Genomic DNA, 14,643 nt, shown 5'->3' on the forward strand with positions numbered 1-14,643 from the left:
ACGGTGCACTCCCCAGCGGCTCGACGACGGGAGCCGTGTGACGCGAGAGTGTCACGCACGGTTCTACGAGCGGCGGCGGGTGCAACTCCCGCCGCCGACTCACCACCGGCTCAAAGACGAGAACACCGGCTGGTCCCTGAAAGCCCACCCCGACGGATCCGTCACCTGGACCTCACCAGTCGGGCGGTACTACACCCAACGACCCCACGACTACGGCGACGCCTGAGTGTTCCTTCCGATCACCTCGTGGCGGCCGTCGTCCGTGCGCCGGGTGAGACCGCGCGACGCCAGCAGCTCCAAGAGCGGCACGGCCACGCGCCTGGTCGTCTGCATCGCCTGGCGGGCCTCGCTCAGGGTGAACGGCTGCGGCAGTCCGCTCAGCAGGTCGTGCGCTCGGGTGACGGCGTCGGGGAGGAGGGGGACTCCTGGCGCCACTCTGATCACGCGGCCCACGCGTTCGGCGGCCGCGAGCTCCGCGGTGCCGAGGCCCAGCTCGGCGAGGCGGGGGACGTCGGGGGACTGGAACGGGGCGTTGGTGAGCTCCTGCTCGACGGTGACGAGTGCGGCCTCGACCGGGGCGGGGAGCTGGTTGTCGCGCGAGGGGATGGTGAGGAGGCCGTTGGTGCGCGCGAGGTGGGTTTCGTCCGCCAGGGCCGACACCAGGGTGGGGTCGGGGAGGCCGAGCCGGCTCGCGGCGACGGCCGGGGCGAGTCCCGGCTCTAGGGGGTGGGTGTCGTGCCAGTCGTGGACGAGGCGTTCGAGGTCGGTGGCGTACGCCGACCAGCGGTCGGGGTCGACCCACCAGTCGCCCGCGCGAGGTGCTCCCACGGTCGGCAGTCCCATCGTGGTGAGGTCGGGCCCGCGTCGCGGTCCGCGGCGCAGCAGTGCGCTGGTGGCGTCGACGGCGTCGTGGACGGTCGTGAGCTCCGTGGCCCTGGCGCGGGCGGCGCCGCGCCTGGTCAGCGGCGGTGGGTCGACGTCGAGCACTGTCACGCCGGCGGCGACGTGATGGCGTCCGGGGTCGCGGAGCAGCGCGCGATCACCGAACCGGAGGGGTAGTGCGCGGTCGAGTCGCAACCTGGCGTGGCCGTCGCCGAGATCGCGTACGTGGCACGGCACCGCGGCGGTCCCGACGTGGAGCATGAGGCGTTCCGGCAACTGCGTCGCCGACGTGCGGACGTCGGCGAGGTCGGTGGTCCACCAGGCGGCGGGCGTCAGCAGGGGTGCGCCGCGTGGCACGTCGGCCGACTCGACGCCGCGCAGGTTGAGGGCGACCCGGGCGGTCGCCGCGACGCGGTCCCGGGGCGCGCCGAGGGCCTCGACGCCGCGCACCCGGAGCGCGCGGCCGGCCAGGTCGACGAGCTCGTCGCCGGGTGCCACGGAGCCCTCCGCGAGCGTGCCGGTGACGATCGTCCCGGCACCGCGCACGGAGAACGACCGGTCGACCCACAGGCGAACGGGCGCCGCCGGGTCGGGAGCGGGCAGGCCGGAGACGAGCGTGCCGAGGGCGTGTCGCACGTCGTCGACGCCTGCGCCGGTGACGGCGCACACGGAGACGGCAGGGACGTCGGCGAGCGTGCTGCCCACCATCCACTCGCGGGCCTCCTCGATCGCGAGCGCGGGGTCGGCGAGGTCGGACCTGGTGACCACCAGCAGGCCGTGCCGTACGCCGAGGGCGTCGAGCGCCTCGAGGTGCTCGCTGCTCTGCGCCATCCAGCCCTCGTCGGCGGCGACGACGAACATCGTCGCGGGCACCGAGCCGACGCCGGCGAGCATCGTGGTGACGAACCGTTCGTGGCCCGGCACGTCGACGAACGCCACCTCGCCGGCGTCCGGCAGGGTCGTCCAGGCGAAGCCGAGGTCGATCGTCAGCCCGCGTCGCCGTTCCTCGGCCAGCCGGTCGGGGTCGGTGCCGGTGAGTGCCTTGACCAGCGTCGACTTGCCGTGGTCGACGTGTCCTGCCGTGGCGACGACGTGCACGACGGCTACCGGGGGAGGTGGCGGAGGCGGACGGGAATCGAACCCGCCTGGCCCGGATACCGGACCACATCGGTGTTGAAGACCGTGCCGGCCACCAGGCCGGATACGCCTCCCCGGGTCGCGACGGTGTCACACACCCTGGTGATGTTACGACCTCGCGGCACGGAGGTCGGCCTCGATCCGTTGCGTCGCGGTGAGCAGCGGTGGCAGCAGCTCGCGCCGCATCTTCGCGGTGGACGTGCGGCTGGCCGCGGTCGAGACGTTGGCCGCCGCGACCACGCGTCCGCTCTTGTCCCTGATCGGCGCGGCGATCGAGCGCAGGCCGTCCTCCAGCTCCTGGTCGACGAGCGACCAGCCGTGGCTGCGCACGCCGTCGAGCTCCTTGCGCAGGTCCTCCGCGGACGTCGTGGTGTGCTCGGTGAGCCGGCGCCGGATCGTACGGCTGATGTAGTCGTCGAGATCGCCTTCGGGCAGGCCGGCGAGCAGCACCCGGCCCATCGACGTGGCGTACGCGGGGAAGCGGGTGCCGACGTTGATGGCGACGGTCATGATGCGCGAGGTCGGGATGCGGGCGACGTAGATGATGTCGTCGCCGTCGAGCACCGACACCGAGGTCGACTCGTGCACCTCGGCGGCCAGGCGCTCCAGGTGCGGCTCGGCGACCTCGGGAAGCGACAGTGCCGAGAGGTAGGCGTACCCGAGGTCGAGGACGCGGGGCGTCAGGGAGAACTGCCGGCCGTCGCTGCGGACGTAGCCGAGGTCGGCGAGGGTGAGCAGGAACCGGCGCGCGGCCGCTCTGGTGAGGTTGGTGGCGCGCGCGACCTCGCTCAGGGTCAGCTCGGGTGCGTTCGCGTCGAACGCCTTGATGACGTTGAGCCCGCGTTCGAGCGACTGGATGAAGTGGACGCCGCGCGACTCCTCGGCCGGAGCGTCCTGGTCCTGCGGTCCGTCGCGCGCTGTCATCGGATGCTCCTTCGTGCTGGCGAGCGTGTCACGCCGTCACTCCGGCGGTCAGCGACCGTAGCGTAGCCAGCTCCTCCGCGGTCGGAGCCGCACTCTCCCTCAGATCGCCGGCGACCGCCAGCGGCCAGCCGGTTGCCTCGCGTACCGTGTCCGGCTCGATGCCCGGGTGTACGTGGGTCAACGTCAGCTCGCGGGTGTCGGGATCGGGTTCGAGTACGCCGAGGTCGGTGACGACGCGGGTGGGGCCGCGGCCGCGGTAGCCGAGCCGTTCGCGGTCACCGGGGCCCGAGCCGTGCCCGACCGAGGTGACGAAGTCGACCTTCTCGACGAACGTCCGCCGGCTCTGCCTGACGATCACGATGACCTCGCCGCACGACGCCGCGATCTCCGGCGCGCCGCCCGCGCCCGGCAGGCGCGTCTTCGGGTGCGCGTAGTCGGGGCCGATCACGGTCGTGTTGATGTTGGCGAACCGGTCGATCTGCGCGGCGCCGAGGAATCCGATCCCGATGCGGCCGGGTTGCAGCCAGTAGTTGAATACCTCGGGGACGCTCACGACCGCGTCCGCGGTGTCGGCGAGGACGCCGTCGCCGATGGACAGCGGCAGCCAACCGGGTTTCGCGCCGAGCGCGCCCGACTCGTAGATGAGGGTCAGGTCCGGCGCGTGGGTGCGGCGCGCGAGGTTGGCGGCGGTGCTCGGCAGCCCGATGCCGACGAAGCACCTCGTGTCGCCGCGCAGCGACCTGGCGGCGGCGACGGTCATCATCTCGTCGGCGGTCCAGCTCATGCGGTCACCCGCCGAGCGAGCACCGTGGTGCGTAGCCACTCCGTGAAGGTCTCGCGGTCCGCGCTGATCCTGGACCACTCGCGGTACGCCGCGTTGTCGCGCTCGTAGTAGCCGTGGGCGTACGACGGGCGCGCGCCGCCGGGCACCACGGCCACGGCGTCGAGGGCCCACGACGGCAGGATCACCTGGTCGGGTACGGGCGTGAGCTCGTCGACGATCTCCTCGACGGTGACGAGCGACCGGCTCGACGCGAGCACCGCCTCCTTCTGCACGCCGGTGAGCCCCCACATCTGGACCCGGCCGGTGCGGTCGGCACGCTGCGCGTGGATGACCGCGAGGTCCGGGCGCAGTGCGGGGACGGCGGCGAGGGTCTCGCCGGTGAACGGGCAGGTGACGGTCGTGATGTTCGGGTTGTGGGCCATCAGGTCCGTGCCGAGGTAGCCGCGCAGCACCGCGAACGGCACGTCGCTCGCGCCGGCGACGTACCTGTTGGCCATGCCCGCATGGCTGTGCTCCTCGATGGCGAGGGGGTGCGGCCAGCCGTTCTCGATGGCGTCCCTGAACCGGTGGAGCGAGCCGACACCAGGGTTGCCGCCCCAGGAGAAGACCAGCGCCCTCGCGCACCCGGCGCCGATGAGCTGGTCGTACGCGATGTCCGGTGTCATCCGGGCGAGGGTGAGGTCGCGCCGGCCCTGCCGGATGATCTCGTGCGCGGCCGCGGTGGGGATGAGATGGGTGAAACCCTCGAGCGCGAGTGTGTCCCCGTCGTGGAGAAGCTCGCGTATCCCCTCGTCAAGACCGACGATCGCCGCCATCGTCCTCGCTTCTCCTGGTGCCTCGAATCCCTGGCCGAACGGCCGACCGTTCGCTATGCAAACAGCGGTACAGTATTCGCACACTATCGAGTGTGGTCGTCCCCGGTCAACGAGAGGTGGTCGTGCGAGGTCCCGTTCGGTGAGATCCCCCGCCACCGGGTGGCTCGTCCGTACCGCGGTGATCGCCTGGGCGATCCAGACCGCGGTCAACGTCGCGCGGCCGCTCGTCACCTACCGCGTGCTCCAGCTCGACGGCGGGTCGTTCGAGGTGGGCGTCATCGCGGCCACGTTCTCCGTCCTGCCGCTGCTCGCCGCGCTGCCCGTCGGCCGCTGGCTCGACCGGCGCCGCGAACCGCCGGTGGTGGGCGCCGGCGCAACGGCGATCGCCCTGTCGGTCGTGCCGCTGGTGCTGTCGTCGAACCTGTGGCTCATCGCGCTCGGGTGCACGTTCATGGGGCTCGGCCAGCTGCTGTGCATGGTCGGCCTGCAGACGCAGATCGCGAACAACTCACCGGCGCACAAGCAGGATTCCCACTACGGCATGTTCACGGTCTTCACCTCGCTCGGCCAGATCGTCGGACCGCTCCTCGGCACCCTGGTCGGCACCAGCGTGTCGTCGGGCGCCGGGCACCAGGTCGCGACGACGCCGGGGTTCGTCGTCGCCGGCGGCGTCGCCGCGATCGGGACGCTGGCGACGATCGGCATGGCGACCAGGCCGCCGGCGCGCAGGCTGGCCGGCGTCGACGCCCCGCGGTCGAGCCAGGCGGTCGCCGTCCGGCGGGTGCTCGCGCAACGCGGGGTGCCTGCGCACATGTACGTCGGCATGGCGCTGTTCATCGCCATCGACCTCATCGCGGTCTTCCTGCCCGCGCTCGCCGAGCACAACGGCGTCAGCGCCCGGGCCGTGGGCGTGCTGCTCGCCACGCGGGCGGCGTTCACGATGCTGTCGCGGTTATGCCTCACCAGGCTCACGCGGATCCTGGGGCGCGGGTCGCTCGTCCGGATGAGCGTGCTGCTGTCGGGAGTCGTCCTCTGCGCGGTCCCGTGGCTGCACTCACCGGTCCTGCTGTTCGTCGCGATGGCGGTCGCCGGCTTCCCGCTCGGCGTCGGTCAGCCGCTCACGATGTCCGAGGTCTCGCAACGGACGATCGTCGAGCTGCGCGGCACGTCGATGGCACTGCGCATGGTGGCCAACAGGACCGGTCAGATCGTCATCCCCGCCGCGGTGGGAGCCGTCGCGGCGAGCGCGGGTGTCGGGGCCGCGTTCTGGATGATCGGTGCCCTGCTCGTCTCGGCCGGCGTGCTGCCCGGTCTGGGACGCATTGACAGCGCCAGGGACGACCGCTAGCGTCCGAATTCGAGCAACGCACACGCGTTCGTATGACGAACACGCGCCGGACGTTCGAGAGGCGGCTGATCGGGCCATGGATGCGCGCACCGCCCGGCTGTCGGAGTCGCTCGACGGCCTGCGCACGGCCTTCGATGCCGACGGCATCACCCTGCGGGTCGAACCCGTCGACGACCGGCAGGTCACGCTGCGCCTGCTCATCCCCGACGACGCCTGCGCGGAGTGCCTGGTCCCCGACGACATGATCAGCGAGATGGCGCTGGCCGCGCTCCGCGAGGCGTCCCCCGAGATCAGTGACGTCAGGGTCGAACGGCACGTCGGCAGCTCATGACGGTCCATCTGGTCGGCGATACCGCCGAGGAGATCGACGACTTCGTCGCGGCCAGGGGATGGTCCGACGGGCTGCCCGTCGTCGCACCGACGCCGGAGCGGGTCGCCGCGATGGTCGCCGCGAGCGGCCTTCCCGCCGACGCCGAGGTCGGCGCCGTGCCGGTGAGTGGACGTATCGCGGACGTACGGAGCGTCGCCGTCAACGCCGTGATGGCCGGCTGCCGTCCGGCCCACTTCCCGGCGCTGCTCGCGACGCTGCGCGCCGTCCTCGACCCCGGGTTCAACCTCGCGGGCGTGCAGGCCACCACCCACCCGTGCGCGCCGCTCGCCGTCTTCGGCGGCCCGGTCGTCGACGAGCTCGGCATCAACGCGGGCGCCGGCGCCCTCGGTCCCGGCAGTCGCGCCAACGCCGTCATCGGCAGGGCGCTTCGCCTCGTCGTACTCGTCATCGGCGAGGGCACGATCGGGGACGGCGACAAGGCGACGTTCGGTCACCCGGGGAAGTACACGTACGTCGCGGCCGAGAACGAGCCGGCGAACCCCTGGACGCCGCTGCGAGTCGACCACGGCCTCGGCGCGGATGCAAGCGCGGTGACGGTGTTCGCGGCCGAGGCGCCGCACAACGTCAACGACCACGGCAGCTCAGACGGCGCGGGCATTCTCGTGACCATCGCCGGCACGATGCGCACGCTCGGCAACAACAACATCTACCTCGGCGGCGACATGCTCGTCCTGCTCGGACCCGAGCACGCGGCTGTCTGCGCACGCGACGGACTCACCAAGCACGACGTCGCCCGCCGGCTGTTCGAGCTGGCGCGTGTGCGGGTGAGCGAGCTGTCGCCCGAGAACCGCGCGCGGTTCGCCAGGATCCGGCCCGATCCCTTCGCCACCGCGGCGGACGACGACCTCGCCCCGGTCGTCGCGTCCGCGGACAACGTCGTCGTCACGGTCCTCGGTGGACCCGGACGGCACTCGATGGTCGTGCCGACGTTCGGCGCGAGCAGGACCGTGACCAGAGCCGTCGACACGGTGTGACGAGAGGTGCGATGCGCATGACGATCGAGTTCCTCGACCCGACGGGGCTGCCCGCGCGACCGGACAGCGTCGCGCTCGCACCGCGCGTGCCGTCTCTGCAGGGCCTGCGCCTCGGGCTGCTCGACAACAGCAAGCCCAACGCCGCCGCGCTGCTGGCCGTCGTGGGTGACAGGTTCACCCGCGCGTACTCGGCGAAGGCGCGGGTGTGGCAGAAGGGTGAGGGCACCGGCGCGGCAGGTCCGATGCCCGAGCTGCTCGCCCTGTCGGTCATCGCGCAGGAGACGGCGGTCGCCAACGCCTCCGGCGACTGAGGCGCGTGCACGTCGTGGAGTGTCCACGACTCCGTCACCCTGGAGAAGGCAGGCATCCCGACCGTCACGTTCGTGACGGCGCCGTTCCAGGGATACGCCCGGATGCGGGCGACCGCACTCGGGATGCCCGACCTCGGGCTCGCCGTCATCCCGCATCCACTGGCGGACCGTACGCCGGCGCAGCTGGAGGAGATCGTCGACGCGGTGCTCGACGACGTCGTCGCCGCGCTGACCGGGTGACCGCTCGCTCGTCGTGAAGGGACGTGCATGGAACACGCGCCGGCACCGGTGGTGGAGGAGTTCGGCGGGCGTCTGCTCGCCGCGGCGGGCATGACGCCCGAGGAGAGCCGTACCGTCGCGCGGCACGTCGTCTGGGCGAGCCTGCGCGGCGTCGACTCCCATGGCGTCAGCCGCATACCCCTGTACGCGCAACGCGTCCGCGAGGGCGGCATCGTCAGCCCCACGACGATCGAGACGGTCAGCGAGACCCCGGCCGTCGTCGTACTCGACGGCGGCGACGGTGTGGGTCAGGTCATCGGCGAGCACGCGGTCGACCTCGCCGTCGACCGCGCGCGACGTCTCGGCGTCGCGGCCGTGGGAGTGCGGCATGGCAACCATCTCGGCGCGCTCGCCGCGTACACCCACCGCGCCGCGGAACGCGGCGTGATCGGCATCGCGATGACCAACGCGAGCCCGCGGATCGCGCCGACGGGCGGGGCAGAACCGTTGCTGGGCAACAATCCGTGGAGTGTGGCCGTGCCGTCGCCCGGGCGGCCGCTCGTCGTCGACATGGCGACGAGCGTCGCCGCGCTCGGCAAGGTGCGGTTGATCCAGCAGCGCGGGGAGCAGCTGCCCGAGGGTTGGGCCCGTGACACTGACGGGCTGCCGACGACCGATCCGGCCGCGGCGATCAGCGGACTCCTCGAACCGATCGGCGGACACAAGGGCTACGCCATCTCGCTCGTCGTCGACCTGCTCGCCGGGGTGCTTACCGGGTCGCGTGACGGGCCGGACGTCGGCGTCCTCACCGACGCCGCGCGTACCGGCGGGCAGGGTCACCTGTTCCTCGCCCTGTCCGTCGAGGCGTTCCTGCCCGCCGGTGACTACGAGCGGCGGGTCGGCGAGGTCGCCGACCGGCTCAGGTCCAGCCGCCGGTCGCCGGGCGTCGACGCGATCCACGTCCCCGGCGACATCGAGGACGGTGTCGAGCGGCGGCGCAGGGCCGACGGCGTACCGCTGCCCAACGGTGTCGCGGCGGGCCTGCGGAGGACCGCGACCGAGCTGCGCGTCGACGTCCCTGATTGGCTGGCGGCATGAGCGACGCTGGGAGCTGGCAGCCCCCGCACGACGTCGACCCGCGCGGCGTCGACGAGCTGCTGCACGGTGGGTACGACCTGCACGTGCACGCGACGCCCGACGTCAGGCCGCGGCGGATGGACGTCGTCGCACTCGTCGAGCACTACCGCGCCGCGGGCATGGCGGGCGCACTGATCAAGGACCATTTCCTGCCGACGATCGGCCGCAGCTACGTCCTCGACCAGCGGTACGACGACTTCCGCTGCCTCTCGTCCTGCGCGCTCAACACCCCGACCGGCGGCGTCGACCCGGTGCACGTCGAGGCGGCCCTCGCGTCCGGCGCGCAGTGGGTGTTCTTCCCGACGCTGACGGCCGCGGCGTACATCGACCACGTCGGCAGGACGGACGAGGCGGCGTGGCTCCTGCCTGCCGGACGCGAGCCGCTGGCCGTCCTCGACGACGGCGGCGCGTTGCGTCCCGAGGTGCACGACGTGCTCGACGTCGTCGCCAGGCACGAGGTCGTCCTCGCCTCGGGTCACCTCAGCCCGCTGGAGACCCGCGCGCTGTTCGCCGAGGCGAAGCGCAGGGGGATCGAGCGGCGCGTCGTCACGCACGCGTCGATCGAGTTCGTCTCGATGCCGCTCGACCTGCAGCGGGAACTGGCCGCCGAGGGCGCGTACATCGAGCACTGCTACGTGTCGTGCCTGTACCACCGGCCGATCGATCTCGCCAGGATCGCGCACGAGGTCGGCGCCGTCGGTGCCTCCTCGTGCTACCTCGCCTCCGACCTCGGCCAGCCGCACAACCCGCCGCCGGTCGAGGGCCTGCAGGCCGCACTCGGTGGCCTGCAGGCGCTCGGCATGCCGGCAGGCGACCTCCGCCGGCTGGTCGCGGACACCCCGCGCCGCCTCGTCGACTCGCTGCCCGCCTGAGCCCGTCGCCCCCGCGCGACGCTCCCCGCGCGAATCTTGCCGCCCGAACCCTCGGGCTCGCCGTTGGTGGCGGTGAGGGTGTGGCGTCGGGTCCGGCGCTCAGCGCACGGTGATCAGGTGGTCGGCGCGCTCGGTCAGGTGACCGATCACCGGCGCGCCGGGGATCTCGCCGGCCAGCAGCAGGCCACCGGACGTCTGGGCGTCCGCGAGGAGCAGCGCCTCGTCGTCGTCGACGGCGGACAGGTCGGCGTGCGGCCGGACCCAGTCGATGTTGCGACGCGTGCCGCCGCTGACGTGTCCGGCGGCGAGCGCGGCCCTGGCGCCGGGGAGGTACGGCACGGCCGCGGCGTCGATCTCGGCGCTGACGCCGCTCGCACGCGCGAGCTTGAGCAGGTGGCCGAGCAGGCCGAAACCGGTGACGTCGGTCGCGCAGCGGATGCCGGCCGCGGTCGCCGCCTCGGCGGCAGCGCGGTTGCTCGTCGTCATGGCGTCGACGGCCACCGGGTCCGGCTCGCCGGTCGCCTTGTGTCTGGTGTTGAGCACGCCGATGCCCAGCGGCTTGGTCAGCGAGAGTGGCAGCCCCGGACGCCCCGCGTCGTTGCGCATGAGCACGGAGGGGTCGACGACGCCGGTGACGGCGAGGCCGTACGTCGGCTCGACGTCGTCGACGCTGTGCCCGCCGGCGAGGTGACAGCCCGCGGCGTTCGCGACGGCGAGACCGCCGCGCAGCACCTGCGCCGCGAGCTCCATCGGGAGCGTGTCGTGCGGCCAGCCGAGCAGGTTGACCGCGACGACGGGACGTCCGCCCATCGCGTAGACGTCGGACAGCGCGTTGGTCGCCGCGATGCGACCCCAGTCGTACGCGTCGTCGACGACGGGGGTGAAGAAGTCGGTGGTCAGGACGAGCGCGGGTCCGTCGCCCGGCAGGGCGACGACGGCCGCGTCGTCACCGGTGTCGAGGCCGACGAGCAGGCGTCCGTACGGTTCCGCCGGTGCGCCGCCGAGCCCTGCGACGACGGCCTCGAGCTTGCCCGGCGGGATCTTGCACGCGCAGCCGCCGCCGTGCGCGTACTGCGTCAGCCGGACGGGTGCGCTCGTGGTCGTCATCGTTCGAGTATCCGCGGTGCTCCCGTAGGGTGCGGTGCATGGGCGACGTGCGTCGGCAGATCCCGCGGACCGACGAGTTGCTGGCGCGGACGGAGTTCGTCGAGGCCGCGGAGCGCCTCGGCCGTGACGCGGTGAAGCGGGTCATCGCCGACGCCCAGGACCGTGCGAGGCGCGGTGAGGTGTCGCCCGAGTCGGTGCCCGACGTCGCCGCCGGTGCGCTGCCGCGCCGTGCGACGAGCATGCGTCCTGTCGTCAACGCGACCGGCGTGGTGGTGCACACCAACCTCGGTCGCGCTCCGCTGTCGGACGCGGCGCGCGACGCCGTGGTCACCGCGTCCGGTGCGACCGACGTCGAGTTCGACCTGCGCACGGGACGCCGCGCGCGACGCGGACGCGGCGCAACCGAGGCGCTCGCCGCCGCGGTGCCCGACGCCGAGGCCGTGCACGTGGTGAACAACAACGCCGCGGCGCTCCTGCTGTGCGCCCTCGTACTCGCGCAGGACAGGGAGATCGTGGTGAGCCGCGGCGAGCTGGTGGAGATCGGCGACGGCTTCCGCATCCCCGACCTGCTCGCCTCGACCGGCGCGCGGTTGCGCGAGATCGGCACGACGAACCGGACGTCGCTGCGCGACTACGAGTCGGCGATCGGCGACGACACCGCGTTCGTGCTGAAGGTGCACCCGTCCAACTTCTGGGTGTCCGGCTTCACCTCGGCCGTCCCGGTCTCCGACCTCACCGGCCTCGGCGTGCCGGTGGTCGTCGACGTCGGGTCGGGACTGCTCACCCCGCACCCGCTGCTGCCGGACGAGCCCGACGCGACGACCGTGCTGCGCGCGGGCGCCGCGCTGGTGACGGCGAGCGGGGACAAGCTGCTCGGTGGACCGCAGGCCGGCCTGCTGCTCGGGCAGGCTGCGCTGGTCGAGCGGCTGCGCCGGCATCCCTCCGCACGCGCCCTGCGCGTCGACAAGCTGACCCTCGCCGCGCTCGAGGCGACCCTCGACGGCCCGCCGGTCCCCGTACGGCAGGCGCTCGAGGTGTCGCTCGACGCACTGCGTACCCGTGCCGAGCGCCTCGTCGCCCGGCTGGCGGAGGCGGGCCTCGCCGACGGCGTCGAGGTGGTCGACTCGACGGCCGCCGTCGGCGGCGGCGGAGCGCCCGAGGTGACGATCCCGAGCGTCGCGCTGAGCGTCCCTGCCGGCCTCGCGGACGCCCTGCGCCTCGGCGACCCCCCGGTCGTCGGCCGCGTCGAGCGGGGCCGCTGTCTCCTCGACCTCCGCACCGTCCCCCCGCCCGACGACGACACCCTGCTCGCCGCGCTCACCGCCGTGCTCCGCCCCGGGTGACCCACCACCGCGCCGCACTTCATTGGGCGCGGCCGGCCAAGTAGGCGCGGGTCGTCTCCGCGGCGCGGGTGGCGGCGGCCTCCAGTGCGTCCGGCCCCCGGCCCAGGGCGCCGTCGACCAGGAGGGCGGCGTGGCCGTGGGCGATGGCGACCACCGCGAGCGCGAGATCCTCGGTCGCCTTCCCGTCGCCGGCGAAGGCGGCGGCGGGCTCGCCGAAGGCCCGTTCGATCGGCTTGGTGGCCTCGACGAGCTCGGGCAGGCGGCCCTTGTCGAGGCCTGCGGCGAACAGCGTCTCGAACAGCGGACGCTGGTCGGCGGCGAACCTGACGTACGCGCGCGCGGCCGCCGCCAGCCGGTCGGCGGGTGACTCCACGTCCGCGGCCTCGGCCGCGAGCATGGCGGAGAGCGCGTCGGCGGCCTTCGTGGCCGCGGCCGCGAGCAGGCTCTCGCGGTCGGCGAAGTGCCGGTAGGGCGCGCCGACGCTCACCCCCAGGCGCCGGCTCGCCTCGGCCAGGGTGAAGCGGGCGATGCCGTGCTCGGCGATCAGTTCGATCGCGGTGTCGATCAACGCCCCCCGCAGGTCGCCGTGGTGGTAGCGCCCCGCCTTCTTCCGCGACCTGTCGGTGTCACGCGTCGCCATGGCCACGCCCTGCACCGACGATCGTCGCGCGCTTCGCGGGCCCGCTCCCGATGTGAAAGACGCTCACTATGTGAATGAGCATAACATTGCGGATTCGTGGTCCACACCACAGCGCGACCGGCGTCCGGCGGGTAGCGTGCCGTCCATCCGGCACCGCGTTCGTGGTCCGGGGGAGGAGCGGACATGGGAGGGCCGTCGTCCGGTGTCACTGGTCAGAGGGCTGACCAGTCCTCGAGCTGGCGCGACCGGGTGCGGCGCGTTCGGCCGGTGCGGCCCACGCGGGGCGACGTGATCGCCGGCATCAGCGTCGCGCTCGTCCTCGTCCCGCAGGCGCTCGCCTACGCAGAGCTCGCCGGTGTCCCGCCCGTCCACGGCCTGTACGCCGCGGCGGCCGCACCGGTCTTCGCGGCGTTCGTCGGGTCGTCGCCGTACCTGCAGACGGGGCCGGTGGCACTGACGAGCCTGCTGACGTTCGGTGCGCTCGCGCCGCTGGCCGACGAGGGCACCGCCACGTTCGCCTCGTACGCGGCGCTGCTGGCACTGCTCGTCGGTGTGGTGCGGCTCGTCCTCGGGCTGCTGCGGTGGGGTGCCGTTGCGTACCTCATGTCGTTGCCGGTCGTCACCGGCTTCACGGTGGCCGCGGCGGTGCTGATCATCGCGTCGCAGATACCCGGCCTGGTCGACGTCGACTCCGGCGCACTGAGTCCGATCGTCGCCGCCGGCGAGGTGCTCGTGCAGCCTGGGGAGTGGAGCCTCGCCGCCGTCGGCATCGGTCTCGCGACGGTCGCGGTGGTCATCCTCGGCCGCCGGATCAGCGCGCTGTTCCCGTGGATGCTGCTCGTGACCGTCGTCGGCCTGGTGCTGAGCGCCGCCGGTCTCGTCCGGGTGGCCGGTGTCGGCGAGATCCCTGCCGGTCTTCCCGCGCTCGCGCTCGACCTGCCGTGGCACGCGCTGCCGGAGCTCGCGCTCCCGGCACTCGTCATCGCCGTGGTCGGGTTCGCCGAGCCCGCGTCCATCGCGCGCAAGTACGCCGCCGAGGACCACAAGCCATGGAACCCGCACCTGGAGTTCGTCGGGCAGGGACTGGCCAACCTCGGCTCGGGTCTCTTCGGCGGCTACCCGGCGGGCGGCTCGTTCTCGCGTTCGGCCCTGGGCAGGCTCGCCGGCGCCCGTACCCGGTGGAGCGGCGCGATCACCGGTGTCGCGGTGCTCGCGGTCCTGCCGTTCGTCGGCGTGCTCTCCGCGCTCCCGCGGGCGGTGCTCGCCGGCCTCGTCATCGTCGCCGCGGTGTCCCTCGTCGACGTCGCCGCGTTCCGCGAGTACTGGCAGCACTCGCGTGCGCAGTTCCTGGTGGCCGTACCGACGTTCGTCGTGACGCTGGCCGCAGCCCCGCGGGTCGAGCGCGGCCTGCTCGTCGGCGTCGGACTCGCGCTGGCCGTCCACCTGTGGCGCGAGGCGCGGCTCGACGTCGACGCGTGGCGCGAGGACGGCACGTTGCACGTCCGTCCGCAGGGCGTCCTCTACTTCGGGTCGGCCCCCGCGCTCGAGAGCCGCCTGCGCGCGCTGCTCGCCGAGCATCCGGACGCCCACACCGTCGCGATCGACCTGCACCGCCTCGGCCGGCTCGACCTCACCGGCCTGTACGTCCTGCGCGGCGTCGCCGAACAGATCCGCGACGGCGGCGCCACCGTGGAGTTCTGCGAGGTGCCGCCGCACGCGAAGGAGCGCGCCCGGTCGGTGCTCGGCGACTGCTGAGGCC

Annotated in this window: 14 protein-coding genes and 1 tRNA gene; 8 read left to right on the forward strand and 7 right to left on the reverse strand. The window is 73.2% G+C overall.

Going from position 1 to position 14,643, the window contains the following annotated elements; all coding sequences use genetic code 11:
• Positions 1-210 precede the first annotated feature (210 nt).
• The 5 genes from selB to GEV10_22380 form a co-directional block, all read right to left on the reverse strand.
• Positions 211-1,980, reverse strand: a complete 1,770-nt coding sequence (gene selB, locus GEV10_22360) for a selenocysteine-specific translation elongation factor (GenBank protein MQA81193.1) — start codon at positions 1,978-1,980, stop codon at positions 211-213.
• Between the two features lie 18 nt (positions 1,981-1,998).
• Positions 1,999-2,093, reverse strand: a tRNA-Sec gene (locus GEV10_22365).
• A gap of 34 nt (positions 2,094-2,127) precedes the next feature.
• The gene (locus tag GEV10_22370) at positions 2,128-2,943 is read right to left on the reverse strand and encodes a helix-turn-helix domain-containing protein (protein ID MQA81194.1); all 816 of its coding nucleotides are present in this window, start codon (positions 2,941-2,943) and stop codon (positions 2,128-2,130) included.
• 28 nt (positions 2,944-2,971) lie between these two features.
• Entirely contained in the window at positions 2,972-3,727 is a 756-nt protein-coding gene (locus GEV10_22375; GenBank protein MQA81195.1) for a CoA-transferase subunit beta, read from the reverse strand.
• Positions 3,724-4,542 carry a CoA transferase subunit A gene (locus GEV10_22380; GenBank protein ID MQA81196.1) on the reverse strand — a complete coding sequence of 273 codons (819 nt, stop codon included), beginning with the start codon at positions 4,540-4,542 and terminating at the stop codon, positions 3,724-3,726. The genes GEV10_22375 and GEV10_22380 overlap by 4 nt, the downstream gene beginning before the upstream one ends.
• On the opposite strand from GEV10_22380, the gene GEV10_22385 reads away from it, so the two are divergent.
• From GEV10_22385 to GEV10_22410, 6 genes are all read left to right on the forward strand, one after another.
• A complete protein-coding gene (locus tag GEV10_22385) occupies positions 4,427-5,890 on the forward strand; it encodes an MFS transporter (GenBank protein MQA81197.1) in 1,464 nt (487 codons plus the stop codon). The two genes, GEV10_22380 and GEV10_22385, sit on opposite strands and share 116 nt — an antisense overlap.
• Positions 5,891-5,966: 76 nt before the next feature.
• Positions 5,967-6,221, forward strand: coding sequence for a hypothetical protein (locus GEV10_22390; protein MQA81198.1), 255 nt, complete (start codon positions 5,967-5,969; stop codon positions 6,219-6,221).
• Entirely contained in the window at positions 6,218-7,255 is a 1,038-nt protein-coding gene (locus GEV10_22395) for a hypothetical protein (protein ID MQA81199.1), read from the forward strand. The genes GEV10_22390 and GEV10_22395 overlap by 4 nt, the downstream gene beginning before the upstream one ends.
• A 17-nt stretch (positions 7,256-7,272) precedes the next feature.
• Positions 7,273-7,566, forward strand: coding sequence for a hypothetical protein (locus tag GEV10_22400; GenBank protein MQA81200.1), 294 nt, complete (start codon positions 7,273-7,275; stop codon positions 7,564-7,566).
• A 267-nt stretch (positions 7,567-7,833) separates the two neighbouring features.
• Positions 7,834-8,883 (forward strand): Ldh family oxidoreductase, encoded by a 1,050-nt coding sequence (locus GEV10_22405; protein MQA81201.1) that lies wholly within the window; start codon positions 7,834-7,836, stop codon positions 8,881-8,883.
• Positions 8,880-9,794, forward strand: coding sequence for a hypothetical protein (locus tag GEV10_22410; protein ID MQA81202.1), 915 nt, complete (start codon positions 8,880-8,882; stop codon positions 9,792-9,794). Before GEV10_22405 ends, GEV10_22410 begins: the two co-directional genes overlap by 4 nt.
• Before the next feature lie 99 nt (positions 9,795-9,893).
• Here GEV10_22410 and selD read toward each other — a convergent pair whose 3' ends face one another.
• A complete protein-coding gene (gene selD, locus GEV10_22415; GenBank protein MQA81203.1) occupies positions 9,894-10,901 on the reverse strand; it encodes a selenide, water dikinase SelD in 1,008 nt (335 codons plus the stop codon).
• Between the two features lie 38 nt (positions 10,902-10,939).
• Here selD and GEV10_22420 point away from each other — a divergent pair, with 38 nt between their 5' ends.
• The gene (locus GEV10_22420; protein MQA81204.1) at positions 10,940-12,244 is read left to right on the forward strand and encodes an L-seryl-tRNA(Sec) selenium transferase; all 1,305 of its coding nucleotides are present in this window, start codon (positions 10,940-10,942) and stop codon (positions 12,242-12,244) included.
• 19 nt (positions 12,245-12,263) lie between these two features.
• On the opposite strand, the gene GEV10_22425 is transcribed toward GEV10_22420, so the two are convergent.
• On the reverse strand, positions 12,264-12,884 hold the full coding sequence (locus GEV10_22425; GenBank protein MQA81205.1) for a TetR family transcriptional regulator: 621 nt from the start codon (positions 12,882-12,884) through the stop codon (positions 12,264-12,266).
• A gap of 183 nt (positions 12,885-13,067) precedes the next feature.
• On the opposite strand from GEV10_22425, the gene GEV10_22430 reads away from it, so the two are divergent.
• On the forward strand, positions 13,068-14,639 hold the full coding sequence (locus GEV10_22430) for an STAS domain-containing protein (protein MQA81206.1): 1,572 nt from the start codon (positions 13,068-13,070) through the stop codon (positions 14,637-14,639).
• Positions 14,640-14,643 lie beyond the last annotated feature (4 nt).

This window comes from Streptosporangiales bacterium (assembly GCA_009379955.1).
Classification (GTDB): domain Bacteria; phylum Actinomycetota; class Actinomycetes; order Streptosporangiales; family WHST01; genus WHST01.

Excerpts from the sequence above, each read along its gene's own strand:
- GEV10_22370 (MQA81194.1), bottom strand. The coding sequence starts at position 2,943 with ATGACAGCGCGCGACGGACCGCAGGACCAGGACGCTCCGGCCGAGGAG.
- GEV10_22375 (MQA81195.1), bottom strand. The coding sequence starts at position 3,727 with ATGAGCTGGACCGCCGACGAGATGATGACCGTCGCCGCCGCCAGGTCG.
- GEV10_22385 (MQA81197.1), top strand. The coding sequence starts at position 4,427 with ATGATCTCGTGCGCGGCCGCGGTGGGGATGAGATGGGTGAAACCCTCG.
- GEV10_22380 (MQA81196.1), bottom strand. The coding sequence starts at position 4,542 with ATGGCGGCGATCGTCGGTCTTGACGAGGGGATACGCGAGCTTCTCCAC.
- GEV10_22390 (MQA81198.1), top strand. The coding sequence starts at position 5,967 with ATGGATGCGCGCACCGCCCGGCTGTCGGAGTCGCTCGACGGCCTGCGC.
- GEV10_22395 (MQA81199.1), top strand. The coding sequence starts at position 6,218 with ATGACGGTCCATCTGGTCGGCGATACCGCCGAGGAGATCGACGACTTC.
- GEV10_22400 (MQA81200.1), top strand. The coding sequence starts at position 7,273 with ATGACGATCGAGTTCCTCGACCCGACGGGGCTGCCCGCGCGACCGGAC.
- GEV10_22405 (MQA81201.1), top strand. The coding sequence starts at position 7,834 with ATGGAACACGCGCCGGCACCGGTGGTGGAGGAGTTCGGCGGGCGTCTG.
- GEV10_22410 (MQA81202.1), top strand. The coding sequence starts at position 8,880 with ATGAGCGACGCTGGGAGCTGGCAGCCCCCGCACGACGTCGACCCGCGC.
- selD (MQA81203.1), bottom strand. The coding sequence starts at position 10,901 with ATGACGACCACGAGCGCACCCGTCCGGCTGACGCAGTACGCGCACGGC.
- GEV10_22420 (MQA81204.1), top strand. The coding sequence starts at position 10,940 with ATGGGCGACGTGCGTCGGCAGATCCCGCGGACCGACGAGTTGCTGGCG.
- GEV10_22425 (MQA81205.1), bottom strand. The coding sequence starts at position 12,884 with ATGGCGACGCGTGACACCGACAGGTCGCGGAAGAAGGCGGGGCGCTAC.
- GEV10_22430 (MQA81206.1), top strand. The coding sequence starts at position 13,068 with ATGGGAGGGCCGTCGTCCGGTGTCACTGGTCAGAGGGCTGACCAGTCC.